We start from the raw sequence: 23,634 nt of genomic DNA, 5'->3' as shown, positions 1-23,634 counted from the left end.
TTGTCTGTAAACGGAGCGAACCCGCTTCGTGACGCACAGGACCGGCGGCTCCCGCGCATCGCGGGGCCGTCCGGCCTGGTCATTTTCGGCGTTACGGGTGACCTGTCGCGCAAGAAGCTGATGCCTGCCGTCTACGACCTCGCCAACCGCGGGCTGCTCCCGCCGGGCTTCTCCCTGATCGGCTTCGCCCGACGGGAGTGGCAGGACGAGGACTTCGCGCAGGAGGTTCACGACGCGGTCAAGCAGCACGCGCGCACCCCCTTCCGCGAAGAGGTCTGGCAGCAGCTGGTGCAGGGCTGCCGCTTCGTCCAGGGCGACTTCGACGACGACCAGGCGTTCGAGACGCTGAAGTCGACGATCGAGGAGCTGGACAAGGCGCAGGGCACAGGCGGCAACTTCGCCTTCTACCTGTCCGTCCCGCCGAAGTTCTTCCCCAAGGTCGTCGCCCAGCTCAAGAAGCACGGGCTGGCGGACCAGAAGGAGGGCTCCTGGCGGCGCGCGGTCATCGAGAAGCCGTTCGGGCACGACCTGACCAGTGCACAGGAGCTCAACCAGCTCGTGCACGACGTCTTCCCGCCCAACGAGGTCTTCCGGATCGACCACTACCTGGGCAAGGAGACCGTCCAGAACATCCTGGCGCTCCGCTTCGCCAACACGATGTTCGAGCCGATCTGGAACCGGTCGTACGTGGACCACGTGCAGATCACCATGGCCGAGGACATCGGCATCGGCGGCCGGGCCGGCTACTACGACGGCATCGGCGCGGCCCGCGACGTCATCCAGAACCACCTGCTCCAGCTCCTGGCGCTCACGGCGATGGAGGAGCCCGGCTCCTTCCACCCCAAGGCGCTGGTGGCCGAGAAGCTCAAGGTGCTGACCGCCGTGGAGCTGCCCGAGGACCTGGGCAAGCACACCGTGCGCGGCCAGTACTCGGCGGCGTGGCAGGGCGGCGAGAAGGTCGTCGGGTACCTCGAAGAGGACGGCATCGACCCCAAGTCGAAGACCGACACCTACGCGGCCATCCGCCTGGAGATCAACAACCGCCGCTGGGCGGGCGTCCCGTTCTACCTGCGGACCGGCAAGCGCCTGGGCCGCCGGGTGACCGAGATCGCGGTCGTCTTCAAGCGGGCCCCGTACCTTCCGTTCGAGTCGGGCGCGACCGAGGAGCTGGGGCAGAACGCCCTGGTCATCCGGGTCCAGCCGGACGAGGGCGTCACGGTGCGCTTCGGTTCCAAGGTTCCGGGCACCTCCATGGAGGTCCGGGACGTGACGATGGACTTCGCCTACGGCGAGTCCTTCACGGAGTCGAGCCCCGAGGCCTACGAGCGGCTGATCCTCGACGTGCTGCTGGGTGACGCGAACCTGTTCCCGCGCCACCAGGAGGTCGAGCTGTCCTGGAACATCCTCGACCCGATCGAGCGGTACTGGGACACGCACGGCAAGCCCGCGCAGTACCCGTCGGGCACCTGGGGGCCGGTCGAGGCGGACGAGATGCTCGCACGAGACGGACGGAGCTGGCGCCGGCCATGAAGATCGATCTCACGGAGACCAACTCCAGCAAGATCAACGCCTCGTTGGTGCAGGCGCGCCGGGACATCGGCACGCCTGCCATCGGGATGGTGCTCACGCTGGTGATCGTGACCGACGAGGAGAACGCGTACGACGCGCTCAAGTCGGCGAACGACGCGTCCCGCGAACACCCTTCGCGGATCGTCGTCGTCATCAAGCGGGTCAGCCGCTCGCCGCGCAGCCGCCGCGACGCCCGTCTCGACGCGGAAGTCCGCGTGGGGACGGACTCCGGCACCGGCGAAACGGTTGTCCTGCGCCTGCACGGCGAACTGGTCGACCACGCCCAGTCGGTGGTTCTCCCGCTCCTCCTCCCGGACGCGCCCGTCGTCGTCTGGTGGCCGGAGGGTGCTCCGCAGGACCTGGCGGGCGACCCCCTGGGGTCGCTCGGCCAGCGCCGGATCACGGACACCTACTCCGCCGAGGATCCGATCGAGGCGCTCGGCAGCCGGGCGACGGCGTACGCACCCGGGGACACGGACCTGTCCTGGACCCGGATCACCCCGTGGCGCTCCATGCTGGCGGCGGCGCTCGACCAGCAGGTCCACTCGGTGTCCTCGGCGACGGTCGAGGGCGAGGACGACAACCCGAGCTGCGAGCTGCTGGCGATGTGGCTCGCGGACCGGCTCCAGGTCCCCGTCAAGCGCACCTCCTCGGCGGGCCCCGGGCTCACCGCGGTGCGTCTGGAGACCAAGGACGGCGAGATCGTCCTGGACCGGGCGGACGGGGCACTGGCCACGCTGTGCATGCCGGGGCAGCCCGACCGTGCGGTGGCGCTGAAGCGCCGCGACACGTCCGAGCTGCTGGCGGAGGAACTCCGCCGCCTGGACCCGGACAACACCTACGAGGCCTCGCTGAAGTTCGGCGTGGCCCGCCTGGCCCCGACGTCCGAGCCGTCGTCGCCGAAGCCGGCACCCGCCAAGGCGGAGGCCCCGGCCAAGGCGGAGGCCCCGGCCGCGAAGCCGACTCCGGCGAAGCCGGCCAAGAAGGCCGCGGCCAAGTAGCACACGGGCCGCTGCGCGGGGCCGTCCCCTACCCGCCCTTCGCCCGTTCCCCGGGCTCTGCCCGGACCCGCGCCTCAAACGCCGGCGGCCAGCCCGTCCGGCGTTTGAGGACACGTGCGCGGAGCGCACGTACGGGGTCCGGGGCGGAGCCCCGGTTTCGGGAAGGGGCGGGGTGGGGGAAGGCCCCGCGCAGCGGCATCCGGACCCGCACCCGAACGCAGAACTACCGACAAGGCGGCAGCACATGGGTATGACGACTCCCCAGGTCGTCGTCCACCGGGACAAGGAGCTGATGGCCCAGGCCGCGGCCGCCCGGCTGATCACGAAGATCGTGGACGCACAGGCGGCCCGCGGCACCGCGTCCGTGGTCCTCACCGGCGGCCGCAACGGCAACGGCCTCCTCGCCGCGCTCGCCACGGCCCCGGCCCGCGACGCCGTCGACTGGTCGCGGATCGACCTGTGGTGGGGGGACGAGCGCTACGTGCCCGCCGCCGACCCCGAACGCAACCACGTACAGGCCCGTGAGGCCCTGCTGGACGCCGTCCCGGTGGACCCCGCCCGGGTTCATGCCATGCCCGCCTCCGACGGCCCCTACGGGGACGACGTGGACGCGGCGGCCGCCTCCTACGCGGAGGAGCTCCGCAAGGCCTCCCGCCCCGAGGACCACGGCCCGGTCCCCCGCTTCGACGTCCTGATGCTGGGCGTGGGCCCGGACACGCACGTGGCCTCGCTCTTCCCCGAGCACCCGGCGTCCCGCGAGAGCGAGCGCACCGTCGTCGGCGTCCACGGCGCGCCCAAGCCGCCGCCGACCCGCATCTCGCTCACCCTCCCGGCGATCCGGGCGGCCCGCGAGGTCTGGCTGCTGGCGGCCGGCGAGGACAAGGCCGGAGCGGTGGCGATCGCGCTGGGCGGAGCGGGCGAGGTCCAGGCTCCGGCAGCCGCCGCGTACGGCCGCTCCCGCACCCTGTGGCTCCTCGACCGCGCGGCGGCCGCGAAGCTCCCGCCGGCGATGTACCCCCCGGCCTCTGCCTGATCCCGTAGAACCCGTAGAACCCGACAGGGCCCGCTCTCCCCGGGGAGAGCGGGCCCTGTCTGCGCTTGTCGGCGGTTACCGTCAGCGGCCCCGCAGCGAGCGGTACGCGGACACCAGCGCGCGCGTCGACGCGTCCAGGCCCGGTACCTCCGTGCCGTCGGTGAGCGCCGGCTCGATCCGCTTGGCCAGGACCTTCCCGAGCTCCACGCCCCACTGGTCGAAGGAGTCGATGTTCCACACCGCGCCCTGGACGAACACCTTGTGCTCGTAGAGCGCGATCAGCTGGCCCAGGACCGCCGGAGTGAGCTCGGTCGCCAGGATCGTCGTCGTCGGGTGGTTGCCCGCGAAGGTCTTGTGCGGGACCAGCGGTTCGGCGACGCCCTCCGCCCGGACCTCGTCCGCCGTCTTGCCGAAGGCCAGCGCCTGCGTCTGCGCGAAGAAGTTCGCCATCAGCAGGTCGTGCTGGGCCGCCAGCGCCGACGACAGTTCGCCCACGGGCCGCGCGAAGCCGATGAAGTCCGCCGGGATCACCTTGGTGCCCTGGTGGATCAACTGGTAGTAGGCGTGCTGGCCGTTGGTGCCGGGCGTGCCCCACACCACCGGCCCGGTCTGCCAGTCCACCGGATTGCCCTCGCGGTCCACCGACTTGCCGTTGGACTCCATGTCCAGCTGCTGCAAGTACGCGGTGAACCGGGAGAGGTAGTGGCTGTACGGGAGCACCGCGTGCGACTGCGCGTCGAAGAAGGCCCCGTACCAGATCCCCAACAGGCCCAGCAGCAGCGGGGCGTTCTCCTCGGCGGGCGCCGTGCGGAAGTGCTCGTCCATGGCGTGGAATCCGCCGAGCAGTTCCCGGAACGCGTCCGGACCGATCGCGATCATCAGGGACAGCCCGATCGCGGAGTCGAAGGAGTAGCGCCCGCCGACCCAGTCCCAGAACTCGAACATGTTGGCCGTGTCGATGCCGAACCCGGCGACCTTCTCCTCGTTGGTGGAGAGCGCCACGAAGTGCCGTGCCACGGCCCCCTCGTCGCCGCCGACACCCGCGAGCAGCCATTCCCGCGCCGAGGTGGCGTTGGTGATGGTCTCGATCGTCGTGAAGGTCTTCGACGCGATGATGAACAGCGTCTCGGCCGGATCCAGGTCCCGTACGGCCTCGTGCAGGTCGGCGCCGTCCACGTTGGAGACGAAGCGGACCGTCAGGCCGCGGTCCGAGAAGGCGCGCAGGGCCTCGTACGCCATCGCCGGACCGAGGTCGGAGCCGCCGATGCCCACGTTGACGACGTTCTTGATGCGCTTGCCGGTGGAGCCGGTCCACTCCCCCGACCGGACCCGGTCGGCGAAGGCCGCCATCTTGTCGAGGACCGCGTGGACGCCGGGAACCACGTTCTCCCCGTCCACCTCGACGACCGCGTCGGCCGGTGCGCGCAGCGCGGTGTGCAGGACCGCCCGGTCCTCGGTCGTGTTGATCTTCTCGCCGCGGAACATGGCCTCGCGCAGCTCGGCCACGCCGGTCGCCGCGGCCAGTTCGCGCAGCAGTGTCAGCGTCTCGTCGTTCACGAGGTGCTTCGAGTAGTCGATGTGCAGGTCTCCGACCCGCAGGGTGTAGCCGGTGCCCCGGCCCGGATCCGCCTCGAACAGCTCCCGCAGATGCGTCTGCCCCAGCTCGTCCCGGTGCTTGCCGAGTGCGGCCCACTCGGGCATCCGGTTGAGCCTCGTACGGCTGTCTGCGTTCATCTCGGACATCAACCCACTTCCTGTCCTGTCGTGCCCCGCCGGTTCCAACCTAAGGGATGGGAAGGGGCACAACCGACACAAAGCGGCCCGGCCCGCAGGAGAGAAGACTCCTGCGGGCCGGGCCGGATGCCACGTCGGTCGTTCGGTGGGAACGCGTCAGATCTCGCCGCGCAGTTTGGCGAGCGCCTCGGCGAGGATCGCCTCGCCGTCCGCGTCGGTCCGCCGCTCCCGTACGTACGCCAGGTGCGTCTTGTACGGCTCGGTGCGCGGCGGTGCGGGAGGGTTGTCCCGGTCCTGGCCGGCCGGGAACCCGCAGCGCGGGCAGTCCCAGTTGTCCGGCACCTGCGCGTCGCTGGCGAAGCTCGGCTGCGTCTCGTGCCCGTTCGAGCACCAGAAGGAGATGCGGAGGCGGGGCGCGGACTCGCCGCGCTCGGCCTCACCCATCGGCCCCGCTCCGACCCGACTACCACGGATCGCGTTGCCACTTGCCACGGTCGTAACTCCCTGCGTGATGGTGCCGCGAAACGTGAGTGGATTCCGTCGCGGGCGCCCAAGTCTACGTAAGGCCCAACGCCCGTCCAGGAGTGGAGTTACCCATTCCAGACAAGAACGCCGGACCTCATGATAGGCCGGGGGGAGCCGACCGGACCGGCGGAATGGCCAGAACGGTTCAGCTGCTCGTCTTCATGAGCAGACCGAGTGCGACGATGCACGCGAACCAGAGCAGACCGACCACCACGGTGATGCGGTCGAGGTTGCGCTCCGCGACCGAGGAGCCGCCGACCGACGACTGCATACCGCCGCCGAACATGTCGGAAAGACCGCCGCCCTTGCCCTTGTGCATCAGCACGAGCAGCATCAGCAGGGCGCTGAAGACGACCAAGGCGATCTCGAACCCCATAATCACGGCTGATTCCTACTTTCCTGGCTTACTGGCTTTCAGGCGTTCCCGCAGTGCCGCTTACGAGCACGGGGGCCAGCAGCTGGTTCAGCCTGCTGGCCCCCGCAAGGGTACGACGGATCCGCCCTACCGCATACTCACGATGAGCGTCACTGGTCGCGGAAACGGACGATCTTGACGAACTCGTCCGCGTCCAGCGCCGCGCCGCCGATCAGGGCGCCGTCGACGTCGGGCTGGGCCATGATCGCGGCGATGTTGCCGGACTTGACCGAGCCGCCGTACTGGATGCGGACCTTGTCGGCCAGCTCCTGCGAGTACAGCTCCGCGAGACGGCCGCGGATGGCACCGCAGACCTCCTGCGCGTCCTCGGGGGTGGCGACTTCGCCGGTCCCGATGGCCCAGACGGGCTCGTACGCGATCACGATGGACTCGACCTGCTCGGCCGGGATGTCCTTGAGGCCTCCGTCGAGCTGGTTCAGCGTGTACTGCACCTGCTCGCCGGCCTTGCGGATGTCCAGGCCCTCGCCGACGCACAGGATCGGCGTGATCCCGTGCTTGTAGGCGGCCTTGACCTTGGCGTTGCAGATCTCGTCGCTCTCGCCGTGGTACTGGCGGCGCTCGCTGTGGCCGACGGCCACGAACGTGCACTTCAGCTTCGAGAGCATCGGGCCGGAGATCTCGCCGGTGTAGGCGCCCGAGTCGTGGGCCGAGATGTCCTGGGCGCCGTACTTGATCTTCAGCTTGTCGCCGTCGACCAGGGTCTGGACCGAACGGAGGTCGACGAAGGGCGGCAGGACCGCGACCTCGACGAAGTCGTAGTCCTTGTCGGCCAGGGCGAAGGCGAGCTTCTGGACGTGGGCGATGGCCTCGAGGTGGTTGAGGTTCATCTTCCAGTTGCCCGCCATCAGCGGGGTACGGCCGGCGGTGTTCTCAGTCATCAGGGTTCAGACCTCCAGTGCGGCGAGGCCGGGGAGCGTCTTGCCCTCGAGGTACTCGAGGGAGGCGCCGCCACCGGTCGAAATGTGGCCGAAAGCGTTCTCGTCGAAGCCGAGCGTGCGCACGGCGGCGGCCGAGTCGCCACCGCCGACGACGGTGAAGGCGCTGCTGTCGACGAGGGCCTGCGCGATGGCGCGGGTGCCGCCGGCGTAGTCGGGGTGCTCGAAGACGCCCACGGGACCGTTCCAGAACACGGTCTCCGCGTCGGCGATCTTCGAGGCGTACAGCTCGCGGGTCTTGGGACCGATGTCCAGACCCTCCTGGTCGGCGGGGATCTTGTCCGCGTCGACGGTGATGAAGTCGGCCGGAGCCTTGGTCTTCAGGTCCGGGAAGTCCTTGGAGGCGAGGATGTCGACCGGGAGGACCAGCTCGACACCGTTCTTCTCGGCGCGCGCCATGTACTCCTTGACGACGTCCACCTGGTCCTTCTGGAGCAGGGAGATGCCGACCTCGTAGCCCTTGGCGTAGAGGAAGGTGTACGCCATGCCGCCGCCGATGAGGAGGCGGTCGGCCTTGCCGAGCAGCTCGTCGATGACGGCGAGCTTGTCGGAGACCTTGGCGCCGCCGAGGATGACCACGTACGGGCGCTTGACCTCGGCGGTCAGCTTCTTCAGGACGCCGACCTCGGTGGCGATGAGGTAGCCGGCCGCGTGCGGGAGGCGCGCGGGGAGGTCGAAGACCGAGGCGTGCTTGCGGTGGACAGCGCCGAAGCCGTCGCCGACGTAGACGTCGGCCAGCTCGGCGAGCTGGTCCGCGAAGGCGCCGCGCTCGGCGTCGTCCTTCGCGGTCTCACCGGCGTTGAAGCGCAGGTTCTCGATGACGGCGACCTGGCCGTCGGCGAGGGCGGCGACGGTCTCCTTGGCGGAGGCGCCGACGGTGTCGGTGGCGAACGCGACGTCCGCGCCGAGCAGCTCGCCGAGGCGGGCGGCGGCGGGCGCCAGCGAGAAGGCCGGGTCCGGGGCGCCCTTGGGACGGCCCAGGTGCGAGGCCACGATCACGCGGGCGCCGGCCTCGGCGAGCTTCGCGATGGTCGGCTGCACGGCGCGGATGCGGCCGTCGTCGGTGATCTCGCCGTTCGAGAGCGGCACGTTGAGGTCGGCGCGGACGAAGACCCGCTTGCCGGACACGCCCTCGGTGAGAAGTTCGTCGATCGTCTTCATGCTGTTTTCTACTCCTTTTCCCAGCCCAGGACTTTACCCGTGCGGGGCGAGAGGGGTACGAGGCAAGCAACAGGGCCCGTACAGCGCTTCATCGCGCTGCCCGAGCCCCGGTGCTCACATCGTGGTGCCTGTCTTGGTGCTTAGAGCTGACCGCCGACGAACACGGTCAGGTCGACGAGGCGGTTGGAGTAGCCCCACTCGTTGTCGTACCAGCCGATGACCTTGACGCTCTTGCCCTGGACCATGGTCAGGGAGGAGTCGAAGGTGCAGGAGTACGGCCAGTTCACGATGTCGGAAGAGACGATCGCGTCCTCGGTGTAGTCCAGGATGCCCTTGAGCTGACCCTGAGAGGCCTTCTGGAAGGCCGAGTTGACCTCGTCCTTGGTGACCTCGCGCTCGAGCTCGATGACCAGGTCGGTCACGGAACCCGTGGGGACCGGCACGCGCATCGCGATGCCGTCGAGCTTGCCCGCCAGCTCCGGGATGACCAGCGCGGTGGCCTTGGCGGCACCGGTGGTGGTCGGGATGATGTTCTCGGCGGCCGCGCGCGCCCGGCGCAGGTCCGAGTGCGGGAAGTCCAGGATGCGCTGGTCGTTCGTGTACGCGTGGACCGTCGTCATCATGCCCTTGACGATGCCGAAGTTCTCGAGGAGGACCTTGGCCATCGGCGCCACGCAGTTGGTGGTGCAGGAGGCGTTGGAGATGACGTGGTGGTTGGCCGCGTCGTACTTCTCCTGGTTGACGCCCATCACGATCGTGATGTCCTCGTCCTTGGCCGGAGCCGAGATGAGGACCTTCTTCGCGCCGGCCGCGATGTGCTTGGCGGCGTCGGCCTTCTTCGTGAAGATGCCGGTCGACTCGATGACGATGTCGGCGCCCAGCTCGCCCCAGGGGAGGTTCGCGGGGTCGCGCTCGGCGAAGGTCTTGAAGGTGTTGCCACCGACGGTGATGGTGTCGTCGGTGTGGCTGACCTCGGCCTTGAGGCGGCCCAGGATCGTGTCGTACTTGAGGAGGTGAACCAGGGTTGCGTTGTCAGTCAGGTCGTTGACACCGACGATCTCGATGTCCGCTCCCTGCTCCAGGAGCGCCCGGAAGTAGTTGCGGCCAATTCGGCCAAAACCATTGATGCCTACGCGGATCGTCACGAACCGATCTCCTCGTTGGTGCGCCGGCCTGTCCGCCAGCGAGCTGTATGGGATGTCCCCGACCGCTTACGACACTACCTCTCCGTGAGCTTTTGAGTGACATCGACGGTCCCCTGACACGCCCCGAAGCCCCGCACTCTCGGACGAGTACGGGACCTCGGGGACCTTGGACCCGGTCACTCACGGTGAGGGCGGTCGGGGCCTCTGATCAGTGGTTCAGCGAGCGGAGCGCCTTACCGACGAGTACGGCGCGATCGGCCGCGGCCGGCACGTGCTCCAGACCGAAGCCCAGGAGCACGGTGTCACGCGTAGTGACCGAGGCGTAGGACTTGAACAGCTCGCCCGACCGGGACCAATCGCCCGGAACATCAGGGCTTCCGGCAGGTGCGCCCTGGGCGGTCCAGACGCCGAGCGAGGACTCGAAGCCCTCGACCGCCTGGTCGGTGCCGCCGGTCGACACGCGGGTTTCGTCCGCGAAGACTCCGCGGCCGCCCGAGCCCGGGTCGGTGATGTAGGCGAGGGAGACCTCGACGGTCTTGCCCGCGTACATGCTCAGGTCGAAGGAGACCTGCTTCCAGCCGCCGGAGGAGCCGGTGAAGGAGTTCCAGGTGCCGCTGGTGCCCTGCGGGGTGCAGCCGCCGGCGTCGAGGGTGAGGTAGCGGCGCAGGAACGGGTGGCCGTTGATGAAGAACCCGGCCCCGCACTCCTCGGGCACGGTGGTGGTGGTCAGGCCGCTCGCCTCGGGCAGCGTGGTCCAGTCGTCGCCGCCCGCGGTACGGGACTCCAGGACCGCGTGGTCGTAGCCCTCCTCGGTGTTCCAGTTCAGCGCCATCTTGAGCTTCGGCTGGTCGGCCGCGGTGACCCCGGTGAGGTCGATGGTGCGGGTGAGGCGCTTCCAGTCGTCGTCCGCGTGCGTGGCCGAGGCCATCGACGCGCCGGCGTACGGGGCGTACGGGTTCACGACTCCGGCGTACTGACCCGACTGCGCGCTCTTGAACTGCGGGAACTGCGCCGCGGGCAGGGTGTCGGAGGTGACCGTGTAGGAGCCCGGGCGGTCGAGCGGGTTGCCCGTGGCGTTGCCGAGGGCGCCGTTGGCCCCGGCGAGGGAGCCGGCGCCGGTGAAGCCGGTGGGGCCGGTGACCCCCGCGCGGCCGTAGGCGCCGAGGAAGTACTGGCTGAAGTCGTTGGTCACGGCGCGGCCGACCTGGGCGTTGCCGCCCGCCAGCTCGCCGGCCTCGATCAGCTTGCCGCCCTCATTGAGGTAGTCGCGCACCGCCAGCTGGGTGTCACCGCCCGGGGACTTGGCCCCGGTGTAGTGGACGGCCGTACGGAAGTGGGAGAGGGCTCCGAGGTGGTGCGGGGCGCCCTGGACGGCCACGTCCCAGACCGCCGCGCTCTTGCCGTTGGCGCGCAGGGCGTCGACGTAGGCCTGGGCGTGCTGCGCCGGGGCGCCCTCCTCGGCGATCACCAGCACGTCGGCGCGCGGCCGCTCGGCCACCGTGTACGTGAAGTGCTCGCTGGAGACCTGCTTGCCGCGGTCGCGGCCGGTGAACCAGACCTCGACCTTGTCACCGGGCTTGGCGCCCTCGACCTCGGCCCGGTACTCGTCGAACCAGCTGTTGTCCTCCCCGCCGTAGACCTCGCCGCCCTTCCAGGCCTTCAGGTCCTCGTCGTGGGTGCGGCCCCCGTTGATCCGGTAGTTGAGCTCCTTGTCCTTCAGTGCCTTGCGTGCCGTGACGGCGACCTTCTGGTCCTCGCCGCGGGCCGCGTAGGAGGTGGTGAAGGGGTCGAGGGTGAAGTCCGCGGCGGTCAGGCCCAGCGAGGACTTCGGCTGGTCCGGACGCTCGGCGCTCTCGGCCACGGAGAGCGCGAAGTTGATGTTCTTGGCGAACTCGGCCTGGATGAGCTTCTCGTCGTCCGGGAAGTTGAATCCGGAGGCGCAGTCCTCGGGCTTCCACTGGTCGTCCGGGTCGATCGCGGAGGCCGTCTGGCAGGTGGTCATCTCCGGCGTGAACATCATGATGCCGTTGGCGTTGGCGGCGTGCCCGTCGGCCTCGCCGTTGGTGGTGTAGAGCTCGGAGGAGACCTGTGGGTAGTAGCCGGGGACGGCCGGGTTCTCCGGCGTGCCGGCGAGCGCCTTGTAGGCGACGTCGTCGGGGGTGGGGGTGGCCACCTGCCAGCCCACGCCGTAGAGGATCAGCTCGGCCGCGGAGTGGTAGTTGATGCCGTATTCGAAGCCGATGCGCTTCTGGAACCTGTCGAGGGCGACGGTCTCGGGCTCGGAGGAGGCCTTGGCGCCGCGGTAGGTCTCGCTCGACTCGTTGGGCGAGGAGCCCTCGTTGTCGTAGCCCCACTTGTAGGTGAAGTTGCGGTTGAGGTCGACGCCGTCGCCCGCGGTGATCTTGCCGTCGGCGTTGTTGTCGCGCAGGTTCTTGCGCCACAGCCGCTGACCGTCGGGGGCGAAGGTGTAGTCGTAGCCGTCGGGGTTGGCGGAGAGCAGGAACCACAGCTCGGTGGAGTCCACCAGCTTGGTGATCCGCGGGTCCTTGCCGTAGTTGTCGAGGGTGTGGTGCATCAGCCGCCGGGTCATCTCGGGGGTGATCCACTCACGGGCGTGCTGGTTCGACATGAACAGCGTGGAGGGCTTGTCGCCGTCCCTGGACTTCTTGGCGTTCTTGGTGACCTTCACGGCGAGGATGTCCTTGCCCTGGACGGTCTTGCCGATGGAGACGACCTTGGTGAGGCCCGGGTTCTCCTGCGCGGTGCGCAGGATCTCCTCCTGGAGCCCGCCCTTGCCGCTGTACGGGCGGAAGACCCCGTCGCCGGCCGCCAGCGAGCGCGCCGCGGCCTTGGCCGGGACCTTGCGTTCGGCGAGCGTGATCCCCTGAGCCGCCAGTTCCTTGGCCTGACCGCCGGTGAGGAAGAGCTCGACCTTGGCGGTCCCGGTCTCCGGGGCGCGTTCGGAGAGCTCGTGCGCGTCCTGGCCGGCCGCCAGGACCAGCGGGACCTGCTCCTTGGTGATGTCGGCGTCGTAGACCCGTACCTCGTCGGCGGCGGACCGGTCCGCCGCACCGGGCTGGGCCTGGGCCGCTGCGGGTAGTGCGGCCAGTGTGGTGCCGAAGACGAATGCGCTTGCGGCGAGGATCGATCTCGCGCGGTGCCTCATGTGCCCCCCTGGGCGTCGTCTGCCACGAAAGCTCCCGTCTGCCACGAAAGCTTCGGACGACAGGCTCACGATCAGCCCATGCTCATGTCAATGGGGCCTACCGAAAAGGGGCCCGCACGAGTGATCGTGCGGGCCCCATTCGGCACTGGTGGCGCGGTCTCAGCCAGCCATGTTGTCGGCCAGCTCCTCGCTGTCGCTGAGGTCGAGGTTCGACTCGGTGCCCGGGATTCCGAGGTCCTGGGCCCGCTTGTCGGCCATCGCCAGCAGGCGGCGGATCCGGCCCGCGACCGCGTCCTTGGTGAGCGGCGGGTCGGCGAGCGCGCCCAGCTCCTCCAGGGAGGCCTGCTTGTGCTCCATGCGCAGCCGGCCGGCGGCGGCGAGGTGCTCGGGGACCTCCTCGGCGAGGATCTCCAGGGCGCGCTGGACCCGCGCTCCGGCGGCCACCGCGGCCCGCGCGGAGCGGCGCAGGTTGGCGTCGTCGAAGTTGGCCAGGCGGTTGGCGGTGGCGCGCACCTCGCGCCGCATCCGCCGCTCCTCCCAGGCCAGCACCGAGTCGTGGGCGCCGAGCCGGGTCAGCAGGGCGCCGATGGCGTCCCCGTCCCGTACGACGACCCGGTCCACGCCGCGGACCTCGCGGGCCTTCGCGGCGATGGAGAGCCGGCGGGCGGCGCCGACCAGGGCCAGGGCGGCCTCCGGACCGGGGCAGGTGACCTCCAGGGAGGAGGAGCGCCCCGGCTCGGTCAGGGAGCCGTGGGCCAGGAAGGCCCCGCGCCAGGCCGCCTCGGCGTCACAGGTGGCCCCGGAGACCACCTGCGGGGGGAGACCCCGGATCGGACGGCCGCGGCCGTCCACGAGGCCGGTCTGGCGGGCCAGCTGGTCGCCGCCGGCGACCACGCGGACCACGTACCGGTTGCCCCGGCGCAGACCGCCCGGAGCCATGATCACCAGATCCGAGGAGTGCCCGAAGATCTCCAGGATGTCCTTGCGCAGGCGGCGGGCCGCGATCCCCGCGTCCAGTTCCGCCTCGATGACGATCCGGCCGCTCACCAGGTGCAACCCGCCCGCGAACCGAAGGATCGCCGAGACCTCCGCCTTCCTGCAGCAGGTGCGGGTGACAGGCAGGCGGGCGATCTCATCCTTCACCGCGGGCGTCATCGCCATGGGCCGATCCTTCCATGCATCCGAAAAATACGGTCGTACGCGGCGGCGAGCAGCTCCGGATCATGCTTCGGAGAGCCGTCCTGCCTGGCAACCGGCGCCAGCTCGACCGCGGCGCCGAACCGTTTTGCGGCATCGGCGAGGGACTCGCGATCGGGCACGGCAGCCTGATCGGCCAGCACCACGTCCAGGGCGAGTTTAGGGGCGTGTCGGGCCAAAACCTCCAAATGACGCTGCGGAGAGAAGCCCTCTGTTTCGCCGGGTTGTGGCGCGAGGTTCAGCGAGAGCACCCTCCGGGCCTTCGTCTCGATCAGCGCGTCGAGCAGTTCGGGCACCAGCAGGTGCGGAATCACCGAGGAGAACCAGGACCCCGGACCGAGCACGACCCAGTCCGCGTCGAGCACCGCCGCGACCGCTTCCGGCACCGCCGGCGGGTCGCTCGGCACCACCTGCACGGAGAGCACCTCGCCGGGGGTCAGCGCCACGGTGGCCTGTCCCCGTACGGTGTCCACGTCCTCGGGGCGGGCCGGATCGTGCCCCTTGACCAGGGCCTGGAGCTCCAGCGGGACCGCCGACATCGGCAGCACCCGGCCCTGGGCGCCGAGCAGCTTGCCGACGAGGTCCAGGGCCTGGACGGGGTCGCCGAGCTGTTCCCACAGGGCCACGATCAGCAGATTGCCGACGGCGTGCTCGTGCAGGTCGCCCTGGGACTGGAAGCGGTGCTGGATGACCCGCGACCAGGTCTGACCCCAGTCGTCGTCACCGCACAGCGCGGCCAGCGCCTTGCGCAGGTCCCCGGGCGGCAGGACGCCGAGCTCCTCGCGCAGCCTGCCGCTGGAGCCGCCGTCGTCGGCGACGGTGACGACGGCGGTCAGCTCGCCCGTGATCCGGCGCAGGGCGGTCAGCGAGGCCGAGAGGCCCATGCCGCCGCCGAGCGCCACGACCTTGGGTGCGGCATGGGCCTCGCCACGGCGCAGGCCCGTACGGCCCGTGCCGCCCTCGTCCTTGCCGGTGGTGAGCCGGCGAAGGCGGCGAAGCCGCATGGTACGTCCGGTCACTCGCGCCCCATGTCCCTGTGGACGACGACGGTCTCGACCCCTTCGGAGGCGAGGCGTGCGGCGAGCTTTTCCGACATGGCGACACTGCGGTGCTTGCCGCCGGTGCAGCCGACCGCGATGGTCACGTACCGCTTGCCCTCGCGGCGGTAGCCGGTGGCGATCAGCTGGAGCAGCTCGGTGTAGCGGTCCAGGAACTCCTTGGCGCCGGGCTGGCTGAAGACGTAGCCCGACACCTCCTCGTTCAGGCCGGTGAAGGGGCGCAGCTCCGGGACCCAGTGCGGGTTGGGGATGAAGCGGCAGTCGACGACGAGGTCGGCGTCGACGGGGAGGCCGTACTTGAAACCGAAGGACATGACGGTGGCCCGCAGCTCGGGCTCCTCGTCGCCGGCGAACCGGGCGTCCATCTTGGCGCGCAGCTCGTGCACGTTCAGGCTGGAGGTGTCGATGACCAGGTCGGCGTCGCCGCGCAGCTCGCGCAGCAGGTCGCGCTCGGCGGCGATGCCGTCGACGATGCGGCCGTCGCCCTGGAGCGGGTGGGGGCGGCGGACCCCCTCGAAGCGGCGGACGAGGGCCTCGTCCGAGGACTCCAGGAAGACGATCCGCCGGGTGACCCCGCGGGTCTCCAGGTCGGCGAGGGATTCGCGCAGCGCGTCGAAGAACTGGCGGCCCCTGACGTCGACGACGACGGCGATGCGCGCCACGTTGCCCTGCGAGCGGGCGCCGAGTTCCACCATGGTGGTGATCAGCGCGGGCGGGAGGTTGTCGACGACGAACCAGCCGAGGTCCTCCAGGCACTTGGCCGCCGTACTGCGGCCGGCCCCGGACATTCCGGAGATGATCACCAGCTCGGGGATGGCCGCCTCGGCGGTATCTCCGGGCTCCACTGTCGTGCCCGTACTCACCTGTGCTCCGTCTCGGTCGTACTCGGATGCGATGTCGTGCCCGGAATCCTGCTCGGATCCTCGGTCGTGCCGGGTTTCGCGCTCGGTCATTGCTCGGTCCCCCGATCGGATGCTGCTCCCGCGGACGCGGGGGTCTCATCCTCAATGATCTCCCCCGTCGCCGTATTGACGGCGGGACCGGCGGGAACCGCCTGGGCGAGGGCCACGACCACGGTCTCGGCCGTCTTGCGGCCTATGCCCGGGACCTCGCAGATCTGATCGATTGTCGCCTGTCTCAGCTTTTTCACCGAACCGAAGTGTTTGATCAAGGCCAGCCTGCGGCTCTCGCCGAGTCCGGGGACCTCGTCGAGGGGCCCGGCCTTCAGGCGCTTGCCCCGCTTGTTGCGCTGGTACTGGATGGCGAACCGGTGGGCTTCGTCACGGACCCGCTGGAGCAGGTACAGGCCCTCGCTGCTGCGGGGCAGCACCACCGGGTCGTCCTCCCCGGGCAGCCAGACCTCTTCGAGGCGCTTGGCGAGGCCGCACACGGCGACGTCGTCGATCCCGAGCTCTTCCAGGGCCCGCTTGGCAGCGGCCACCTGGGGCTGCCCGCCGTCGACCACGACGAGCTGCGGCGGGTAGGCGAAGCGCTTGGGGCGCCCGTCGTCCTCGGCCGCGTCCTGTTCGACTTCGCCGCCCACGACGCCCGGAGCGCCCACGGCGCCCGCGGCGTCCTCGGGGGACCACTCCCCCGTCTTCAGCTTCTCCTGGAGGTAGCGGCGGAAGCGCCGCGAGACCACCTCGTGCATGGAGCGGACGTCGTCCTGCCCCTCGAAGGACTTGATCTGGAAGCGCCGGTACTCGCCCTTGCGGGCCAGCCCGTCCTCGAAGACGACCATCGAGGCCACGACGTCGTCGCCCTGGAGGTGGGAGATGTCGAAGCACTCGATGCGCAGCGGCGCGCCGTCCAGGTCCAGCGCCTCGGCGATCTCCTCCAGGGCCCGCGAGCGGGTGGTGAGGTCGGCGGCGCGCTTGGTCTTGTGCAGGGCGAGGGACTGCTGCGCGTTGCGGTGGACGGTCTCCATCAGCGCCTTCTTGTCCCCGCGCTGCGGGATGCGCAGGCTCACCTGCGAACCGCGCCGCTCGGCGAGCCACTGGCTCAGGGCCGGGGTGTCCTCGGGGAGCGCCGGTACCAGCACCTCCTTGGGGACGGACTCACCCTTCTCCTCCCCGTACAGCTGCTGGAGGGCGTGCTCGACGAGCCCGGCGGTGTCGACGGCCTCCACCTTGTCGGTGACCCAGCCGCGCTGGCCCCTGACCCGGCCGCCGCGGACGTGGAAGATCTGCACGGCCGCTTCGAGCTCGTCCTCGGCGACCGCGAACAGGTCGGCGTCGGTGGCGTCGGCGAGCACGACCGCGTTCTTCTCCATCGCCCGGCGCAGGGCCCCTATGTCGTCGCGCAGCCTGGCGGCCTTCTCGTACTCCATCTCCTCCGCGGCCTCGTGCATCTGCTGTTCGAGGCGGGTGAGGTAGGTGCCGGTGCGGCCGGCCATGAAGTCGCAGAAGTCCTCGGCGAGTTCGCGGTGCTCCTCCGGGGTGACCCGGCCGACGCAGGGCGCGGAGCACTTGCCGATGTAACCGAGCAGGCAGGGGCGGCCGATCTGGGCGGACCGCTTGAACACCCCGGCGGAGCAGGTGCGGACGGGGAAGACCCGGAGCATCAGGTCGACGGTCTCGCGGATGGCCCAGGCGTGCCCGTACGGGCCGAAGTAGCGCACGCCCTTCTTCTTGGGTCCGCGCATGACCTGGACCCGCGGGTAGTCCTCGTTCATGGTGACGGCGAGGGAGGGGTAGCTCTTGTCGTCCCGGTACTTGACGTTGAACCGGGGGTCGAACTCCTTGATCCAGGAGTATTCGAGCTGGAGCGCCTCGACCTCGGTGGAGACCACGGTCCACTCGACGGAGGCGGCCGTGGTCACCATGGTGGCGGTACGGGGGTGCAGCCCGGCGAGGTCCTGGAAGTAACTGGCCAGCCGTTGGCGCAGGCTCTTGGCCTTCCCGACGTAGATCACCCGGCGGTGCTCGTCGCGGAACTTGTAGACCCCCGGGGAGTCGGGGATCTGTCCCGGCTCGGGGCGGTAACTGGAAGGGTCGGCCATGCCAACCACCCTACTGTCGCCCGCCGACAACCGGGCCGAGGCCGTCTCTTTCGGATCTTGCCTGGCCCGCAAGATCCGGAGGAGACGGCCTCGGCCCCGCAGGGGCCGGCCGCCGGGCAGGCGGCCGGACCCCTCGGGTGGCTACGCCCGCACCACCCGCTGCCGCCGGGCGCGCCGGGCGGCCACCGCGCCGGCCGCACCCAGCGCCAGAGCCACGGCTCCGGCGGTCATCGGGAGTCCGGCGGGAGCGGACCCGGGCCGGGCGGCGGAGGCGGAGGCGGAGACTTCCTCGGCCGTGGTTTCCGTGGGGGCGAAACCACCGGCCTTGCCGGACTTGCCGTAGGCGGATCCCGGCAGCTTGTCCCCGTAAGCCTTCACGACTCGCGCCCGGTAGGCGGCCAGGCTCGTGCCCTGCGCGCCCACGGCCGTCGCCGCGTCCTCGTCGAGGGGCAGGACCCGGTCGCCGCCGGCCACGTACCAGGCGTCGATCTGTGGTTCGCGGAACACGGTCCCGCCGGGGAGTTTCGCCGCGCCGAGCTGTGCGTAGCGGAACTCGTCGTCGCCGGTGGCGATGTTCACCACCTGCCAGCCCGCCGCGGTCTGCGCGGTCCACAGGGCGGCCTGCTGTCCGTCCGAGGAGACGGCCTTGCTGGCGAGGAACTCCAGCCGGGCCACGCCGGCGCCCGCCTTCCCCGCGACGAACTCCGGCGAGAGGTAGTGCACGGGGACCGTCTCGCCCTCGATGCGGGGCTGCGCGGCGGCGAGCGAGACCTTGCCCTCGCGGGCGAAGAAGCGGGACAGGGTGGCGAGGGTGTCGGGGGCCGCCGCCGTCCGCCCTGCGGCGGCCAGGTTCTCGGCGGTGGCGGCCTGGGGCTGCGGAACGGGCGCCGCGGACGCCTGGGTGGGGGCCAGGGCCAGTACGGCGGTCGCGGCGACGGCCGCGGCGGCGAGCCGGCCGTTCACGAGGCGGCCGTGCGTGAGGCGAGGAGCCATGAGGTCACGCCCCGATCCGGTAGAGCGAGTGGGTCCAGGAGAAGGTGCCGTTGTCCACGTACCAGGCGTGGGAGGCCCAGTTGTATCGGTCGCTGGAGGGCCACGGGTCTCCCCAGTACACCCAGCTGTTCGCGGTGTCGTAGCCGTAGATCACGTGCATGTGGCCACCGCCGTTGGACCACTGGATGCGGGTCTCGATCGGGCGGTTGGCGTTGATCTCGGTCTGGACGGTGGAGTACTGGAGCCAGCCGTTCACGTAGGAGCCGGAGCTGATGCCGGCCCAGCGCAGGCCGGTCTGCACATTGCCGAGGGTGGCCTGGTTGTTGGGGCAGTCGTAGCCCTGCTGGCGGTTGAAGGCCGCGTTGCAGAACTGGTTCTGGCTGTAGCTGCGGCCGAACCAGGTGGCGATGGTGTTGCCTCCGGCGGCCCAGCACCAGTTGGTCTTCTGCTGGGCCTGCATGGTGATGTTCAGCCGCTTGGACGCCAGGGCCGAGCTCTCGGCGGGTGCGGCGGCAGCGGAGGAGGTGGCGGTCGTGGTGCCCGTACCGGCGGCGGCATCGGCGGCGGTGGCGGCAGCGGTCGGCAGGGTGAGGAGCAGGGCGGTGACGAAGGCGGCGAGGGTGAGCCGCCGGTTTCTGTTGCGCATCGCGTTCCTCCCGAGGTGGGGAGTGGGGGTGGAGGAGCGCGTCCGGACGCTGTGGAGGAGCATCGGGGTGTTGTCGGGAACAGGTCAACACGCTTCAATACGGCGTGACATCGCGGTGTGAACGGTGGGGCCAGAGTGTGAACGTCCGCTGTCACCCCACCTGGACCCACCTGGACCCACCGGGACCGCGGGCGTCACCCGCCGGACCGCCCGCACCCCGTCGCGTGAACGTTCACAGGAGGAGCCGCCATGCGGTCGAGCGCGAACGGCACCTTCCCGGACAGCGCCCCTGCGGACGGCACCCCCTCGGACAGCGCCCGCGCGGACGGCGCCCGGGACCTGCCGCACCTGCTGCGCGCGGGCCCCTTCCACCTCGCGCTCCGCGCCGCACTCGCCGCCCGCGGCCTGCCCCTGCACCGGGTGCAGCACCGGCTCGCCGCCCGCGGCATCAAGCTCGGGGTGACCAGCCTCAGTTACTGGCAGCAGGGCGCCCGGAGGCCGGGCCGCCCCGAGTCCCTGAAGGCCGTACGGGCCCTGGAGCAGATCCTGGAACTGCCCGAGGGCGCGCTGCTGCGGCTGCTGGCCGCGCCGGATCCCGCCGCCCCCGGGACGGCCCGGCCGCCCGCGCGCTCGTACCGGGCGCTGTTCAGCGCCGGCGCGGCCGTGGAGGCGCTGCTCGCCGGCATGGAGCTGCCCACCGACGGCGGTCTGCACACCGTCGGCCATCACGAGCGAGTGCGGATCGGGCCCGCCGGCGAGCTGCTCGGCCGCGAATCGCAGCACGTCGTACGGGCCCACCGGGACGGGGTCGACCGGTACGTCGCGGTCCACCAGGGCGACCCGGGCTGCGATCCGGAGCGGATCCGGGTACGGGCCGTCGAGAACTGCCGGACCGGGCGGATCCGCCGCCACCCCGAAGCGGAACTGGTCGTCGCCGAGCTGCTCTTCGACGCCCGGCTGCGCGCCGGGGACACCTACGTCTTCGGCTACGGCTTCGAGGACGGCACCGCCGGACGCAGCACCGAGTACGTGCGGGGCTTCAGCTATACGGGCGGGCAGTACGTACTGCAGGTCCGCTTCGACGAGGCGGCGCTGCCGGTGCGCTGCCGCCGCTTCACGCGCAGCGGGCCGGACGCGCCGCGCGGGCGGCTCGCGGACCTGAACCCGAGCGGCCCGCACCGGGCCGTGCACCTGGTGGAGCAGGGGGTGCGGCGGGGGATCCTGGGGATCGGGTGGGACTGGGAGTGACCCGGGCGCCGGTCAGCCCGCGATGAGCTTGCCGCCCTCGGCCCTGACCGGGACCTCCGGCAGCGGGTCGGTCGCCGGGCCCTGCAGGACCTTGCCCGTGGTCACGTCGAAGCGGCTGCCGTGGCAGGGGCAGTTCCCCTCACCCTTGACGATCTTGTCCAGGACGCAGCCGGCGTGGGTGCACTGGGCGCTGAAGGCCTTGTACTGTCCCGCCTCCTGGCAGCTGACGATCAGCTTCTTCTCCCGGTACAGCTTCGCGCCCCCCACCGGGACCTCGGCCGCCGCGCCCAGCTCCACGGGCTCGGCGGGCACCGCGGGGCTGCCGTTGCCGCTGCTGCTCTCGGTGGAGCAGGCCGTGAGCGCCGCTCCGGCACCCACGGCCCCGGCGAGCGCGGCCGCGCCCTTGAGCACGGTACGGCGGGCGGCGGACTGCGACGCGGACATGCGATTCTCCCAAGGTTGCTGAGGTCTGCCGACGTGGCCGGGTCCACCCGACGATACCGAAGCCCGATGGGGTACCTTCCCCCGCGTGATCGTCGTCGGTGGAGAAGCCCTGATCGACCTGGTGCCCGTCGAACGGCCGCCGGGCGCCCTGCTGCCGCGGCCGGGCGGCGGACCGTACAACACCGCGCTCGCGCTGGCCCGGCTCGGTGCACCGGTCGCCTTCTGCTCCCGGATCTCGACGGACGGCTTCGGCGCCTCGCTGCTCGACGGGCTGCGCGCGGCCGGGGTGGACCTCTCCCTGGTCCAGCGCGGACCGGAGCCGACCACGCTGGCGGTGCCCTCGCTGGCCCCGGACGGCTCGGCGGCGTACGGGTTCTACGTCGAGGGCACGGCCGACCGGCTGTTCCGGCTGCCGCCCGCGCTCCCCGAGGGCGTACGGGCCCTCGCGCTCGGCACCTGTTCGCTGGTACTGGAGCCGGGGGCGAGCGCCTACGAGACCCTGCTGCGCCGCGAGGCCGGGCGCGGGCTGCTGACCCTGCTCGACCCCAACATCCGCCCGGCGCTGATCGCCGACCCGGCGGCCTACCGGGCCCGCTTCCTGTCCTGGCTGCCGCACGTGGGCGTGCTGAAGCTGTCGGAGGAGGACGCGGCGTGGCTGGGCGGCCGCCCGGCCGACTGGCTGGCAGCGGGGCCCTCGGCGGTGGTGCTCACCCGGGGGGCCGGTGGCCTGACCGTGTGGACGCGGGAGGGCGCGGAGCACTCTGTGCCCGCGCGCCGGGTCGCGGTGGTGGACACCATCGGCGCGGGCGACACCGTGAACGCGGCCCTGCTGCACCGGCTCACGGCCGGCGCGGGCGGCCCGGGCCCGGTGGACTGGCCCGAGGTGCTGTCCTATGCCGCCGCGGCGGCCGCGCTGACCTGCACCCGGGCCGGCGCGGAACCTCCGTACGCCTGCGAGCTCAGCGCAGCGCGGCCCACACCGTAGCGGCCACCGCGGGGGCGAACTCCTCGACCGGCCCGACCGTGTCGGGCCCGGAGAAGTGCAGGAAGAAGGCCCGCTGGAAGCAGGCGCCGAGCAGCAGTGCGGCGGCGGCCGCCGGGTCGGCGTCGGGGCGCAGCCGGCCGCGTTCGAGCTCGCGGAACAGGTGGCCGGTGAGGGCCTCCAGCACCATGTGGGGACCCGCGCCGATGCTCCGTACGCCCTCGCGGTGGCGGGTGAGCAGGACGGGATCGGCGAAGAGCGAGCCGGACATGGGCATGGCTTCGGCGTAGAAGAGCGAGGCGTACCGGGCGATCTCGGTCAGCCGCTCCTCGACCGGCTGTTCCCCCGGGTCGCTGGTCAGCGCCGCCATCATCGCCCCGGCGTTGGGGCGGCGCTCCATCAGCACGCGGACGAACAGCTCTTCCTTGTTCGCGAAGTACTTGTAGAGCGCGGCCTCCGAGCAGCCCGCCTCACGGGCGATGGCCTTCGTGGTGGCGCTGGCCAGACCGGTGGTGCGCATCAGGGTCTCGGCCGCATCGAGCAGGCGCTCCGGGGTGGACCGGCTTGACTTTGGGGTGAGCATTCACTCACCATAACGGAAACGAGGGTGAGTGAGCACTCACCCACCCCTTCACGGTCATGCATCACACGTCATGCGTCACATGAATGTGGGAGCCAGAATGAAACTCACGGTGTTCGGAGCCACGGGCGGGGTCGGCCACGAAGTGGTCCGACAGGCACTCGAAGCGGGCCACGAGGTGACGGCGGTCGTCCGCGATCCGGCGCGGCTGGAGGTACCGGCGCACGAACGGCTGCGGGTGGCCGTGGTGCGGGACCTGTCCGACGAGGACGCGCTCATGCCGGTACTGGAGGGCCAGGAGGCGGTGGTCTCCGCGCTCGGCCCGGCGAGCAACAAGCAGGCCAAGCTCAGCCCGGTCGCGGGGCCGGCCCTGCGGGCGATCGTCTCCGCGATGGACCGGGCGGGGGTGAGCCGCCTGTCGGCGGTCAGTGCGGCGCCGGTGGCCCCGGACGGGCCGGAGGACGGCGCGCTCGTCCGGGTAGTGGTCTACCCGATCCTGCGCAGGGCCCTGCGGGACCTGTACGCGGACCTCGCGGTCATGGAGGCGGCGATCGCAGCGAGCCGAACGCAGTGGACGGTGATCCGGCCGCCGCGGCTGCTGGACCGGCCGTTCACGGGGACGTACCGGCGGGCGCTCGACGCCAACGTTCCGGGCGGCAAGGTGATCGCCCGGGCGGACGTCGCCGACGCCCTCCTGACCACCCTGTCCGACCCGTCGACCTCGGGCCACGCCATCGGCGTCGCCGCGTAGCCGTCCGCACGGGCGGAAGGGGCCGGAAT

21 protein-coding genes are annotated in these 23,634 nt (G+C 71.0%); 6 read left to right on the top strand and 15 right to left on the bottom strand.

Features of this window, described 5'->3' with window-relative positions; genetic code table 11:
• From zwf to pgl, 3 genes are all read left to right on the top strand, one after another.
• Complete coding sequence (zwf, locus tag ACE1OC_RS30625; protein ID WP_250742320.1) at nucleotides 1-1,530, top strand: glucose-6-phosphate dehydrogenase; 1,530 nt, start codon at nucleotides 1-3, stop codon at nucleotides 1,528-1,530.
• On the top strand, nucleotides 1,527-2,570 hold the full coding sequence (gene opcA / locus ACE1OC_RS30620) for a glucose-6-phosphate dehydrogenase assembly protein OpcA (protein ID WP_407839729.1): 1,044 nt from the start codon (nucleotides 1,527-1,529) through the stop codon (nucleotides 2,568-2,570). Before zwf ends, opcA begins: the two co-directional genes overlap by 4 nt.
• Nucleotides 2,571-2,820: 250 nt before the next feature.
• Nucleotides 2,821-3,603, top strand: coding sequence for a 6-phosphogluconolactonase (gene pgl / locus ACE1OC_RS30615; RefSeq protein ID WP_250742322.1), 783 nt, complete (start codon nucleotides 2,821-2,823; stop codon nucleotides 3,601-3,603).
• 81 nt (nucleotides 3,604-3,684) lie between these two features.
• On the opposite strand, the gene pgi is transcribed toward pgl, so the two are convergent.
• From pgi to ACE1OC_RS30550, 13 genes are all read right to left on the bottom strand, one after another.
• Entirely contained in the window at nucleotides 3,685-5,337 is a 1,653-nt protein-coding gene (pgi, locus tag ACE1OC_RS30610) for a glucose-6-phosphate isomerase (protein WP_407841724.1), read from the bottom strand.
• A 156-nt stretch (nucleotides 5,338-5,493) separates the two neighbouring features.
• Nucleotides 5,494-5,829, bottom strand: coding sequence for an RNA polymerase-binding protein RbpA (locus ACE1OC_RS30605; protein WP_078904317.1), 336 nt, complete (start codon nucleotides 5,827-5,829; stop codon nucleotides 5,494-5,496).
• Nucleotides 5,830-6,007: 178 nt separating this feature from the next.
• On the bottom strand, nucleotides 6,008-6,238 hold the full coding sequence (gene secG, locus ACE1OC_RS30600; RefSeq protein WP_243338594.1) for a preprotein translocase subunit SecG: 231 nt from the start codon (nucleotides 6,236-6,238) through the stop codon (nucleotides 6,008-6,010).
• Nucleotides 6,239-6,387: 149 nt separating this feature from the next.
• Nucleotides 6,388-7,176 carry a triose-phosphate isomerase gene (gene tpiA / locus ACE1OC_RS30595; protein WP_274552492.1) on the bottom strand — a complete coding sequence of 263 codons (789 nt, stop codon included), beginning with the start codon at nucleotides 7,174-7,176 and terminating at the stop codon, nucleotides 6,388-6,390.
• A 6-nt stretch (nucleotides 7,177-7,182) separates the two neighbouring features.
• Nucleotides 7,183-8,394, bottom strand: a complete 1,212-nt coding sequence (locus ACE1OC_RS30590) for a phosphoglycerate kinase (RefSeq protein WP_266958817.1) — start codon at nucleotides 8,392-8,394, stop codon at nucleotides 7,183-7,185.
• A 140-nt stretch (nucleotides 8,395-8,534) separates the two neighbouring features.
• Complete coding sequence (gap, locus tag ACE1OC_RS30585; RefSeq protein ID WP_243338363.1) at nucleotides 8,535-9,539, bottom strand: type I glyceraldehyde-3-phosphate dehydrogenase; 1,005 nt, start codon at nucleotides 9,537-9,539, stop codon at nucleotides 8,535-8,537.
• A gap of 208 nt (nucleotides 9,540-9,747) precedes the next feature.
• Nucleotides 9,748-12,705: a M14 family metallopeptidase gene (locus tag ACE1OC_RS30580; protein WP_407839728.1), complete on the bottom strand. Its 2,958-nt coding sequence runs from the start codon at nucleotides 12,703-12,705 to the stop codon at nucleotides 9,748-9,750.
• A gap of 159 nt (nucleotides 12,706-12,864) precedes the next feature.
• Nucleotides 12,865-13,866 carry a DNA-binding protein WhiA gene (gene whiA, locus ACE1OC_RS30575; protein WP_112449750.1) on the bottom strand — a complete coding sequence of 334 codons (1,002 nt, stop codon included), beginning with the start codon at nucleotides 13,864-13,866 and terminating at the stop codon, nucleotides 12,865-12,867.
• The gene (locus ACE1OC_RS30570) at nucleotides 13,857-14,921 is read right to left on the bottom strand and encodes a gluconeogenesis factor YvcK family protein (RefSeq protein ID WP_407839727.1); all 1,065 of its coding nucleotides are present in this window, start codon (nucleotides 14,919-14,921) and stop codon (nucleotides 13,857-13,859) included. The genes whiA and ACE1OC_RS30570 overlap by 10 nt, the downstream gene beginning before the upstream one ends.
• Entirely contained in the window at nucleotides 14,918-15,913 is a 996-nt protein-coding gene (rapZ, locus tag ACE1OC_RS30565) for an RNase adapter RapZ (RefSeq protein WP_250742326.1), read from the bottom strand. The genes ACE1OC_RS30570 and rapZ overlap by 4 nt, the downstream gene beginning before the upstream one ends.
• Nucleotides 15,910-17,961 (bottom strand): excinuclease ABC subunit UvrC, encoded by a 2,052-nt coding sequence (uvrC, locus tag ACE1OC_RS30560; RefSeq protein ID WP_407839726.1) that lies wholly within the window; start codon nucleotides 17,959-17,961, stop codon nucleotides 15,910-15,912. The genes rapZ and uvrC overlap by 4 nt, the downstream gene beginning before the upstream one ends.
• A 141-nt stretch (nucleotides 17,962-18,102) precedes the next feature.
• Nucleotides 18,103-18,954, bottom strand: coding sequence for a hypothetical protein (locus ACE1OC_RS30555; protein ID WP_407839725.1), 852 nt, complete (start codon nucleotides 18,952-18,954; stop codon nucleotides 18,103-18,105).
• 4 nt (nucleotides 18,955-18,958) lie between these two features.
• Entirely contained in the window at nucleotides 18,959-19,600 is a 642-nt protein-coding gene (locus ACE1OC_RS30550; RefSeq protein ID WP_407839724.1) for a papain-like cysteine protease family protein, read from the bottom strand.
• Nucleotides 19,601-19,849: 249 nt separating this feature from the next.
• Here ACE1OC_RS30550 and ACE1OC_RS30545 point away from each other — a divergent pair, with 249 nt between their 5' ends.
• The gene (locus ACE1OC_RS30545; protein ID WP_407839723.1) at nucleotides 19,850-20,848 is read left to right on the top strand and encodes a hypothetical protein; all 999 of its coding nucleotides are present in this window, start codon (nucleotides 19,850-19,852) and stop codon (nucleotides 20,846-20,848) included.
• A 12-nt stretch (nucleotides 20,849-20,860) separates the two neighbouring features.
• On the opposite strand, the gene ACE1OC_RS30540 is transcribed toward ACE1OC_RS30545, so the two are convergent.
• Nucleotides 20,861-21,292 carry a Rieske (2Fe-2S) protein gene (locus ACE1OC_RS30540; RefSeq protein WP_407839722.1) on the bottom strand — a complete coding sequence of 144 codons (432 nt, stop codon included), beginning with the start codon at nucleotides 21,290-21,292 and terminating at the stop codon, nucleotides 20,861-20,863.
• Between the two features lie 85 nt (nucleotides 21,293-21,377).
• Between ACE1OC_RS30540 and ACE1OC_RS30535 the strand changes: the two genes are divergently transcribed.
• Nucleotides 21,378-22,277: a carbohydrate kinase family protein gene (locus ACE1OC_RS30535; RefSeq protein ID WP_407839721.1), complete on the top strand. Its 900-nt coding sequence runs from the start codon at nucleotides 21,378-21,380 to the stop codon at nucleotides 22,275-22,277.
• Here ACE1OC_RS30535 and ACE1OC_RS30530 read toward each other — a convergent pair.
• Nucleotides 22,252-22,857 carry a TetR/AcrR family transcriptional regulator gene (locus tag ACE1OC_RS30530; protein WP_407839720.1) on the bottom strand — a complete coding sequence of 202 codons (606 nt, stop codon included), beginning with the start codon at nucleotides 22,855-22,857 and terminating at the stop codon, nucleotides 22,252-22,254. The genes ACE1OC_RS30535 and ACE1OC_RS30530 overlap by 26 nt on opposite strands.
• A 97-nt stretch (nucleotides 22,858-22,954) precedes the next feature.
• Here ACE1OC_RS30530 and ACE1OC_RS30525 point away from each other — a divergent pair, with 97 nt between their 5' ends.
• Nucleotides 22,955-23,605 carry an NAD(P)-dependent oxidoreductase gene (locus ACE1OC_RS30525; protein WP_407839719.1) on the top strand — a complete coding sequence of 217 codons (651 nt, stop codon included), beginning with the start codon at nucleotides 22,955-22,957 and terminating at the stop codon, nucleotides 23,603-23,605.
• Nucleotides 23,606-23,634 lie beyond the last annotated feature (29 nt).

The organism is Streptomyces stoeckheimensis (genome assembly GCF_045822005.1).
In the GTDB taxonomy this organism is placed as follows: domain Bacteria; phylum Actinomycetota; class Actinomycetes; order Streptomycetales; family Streptomycetaceae; genus Streptomyces; species Streptomyces stoeckheimensis.
This window is presented reverse-complemented; position numbering and strand designations above follow the sequence as displayed.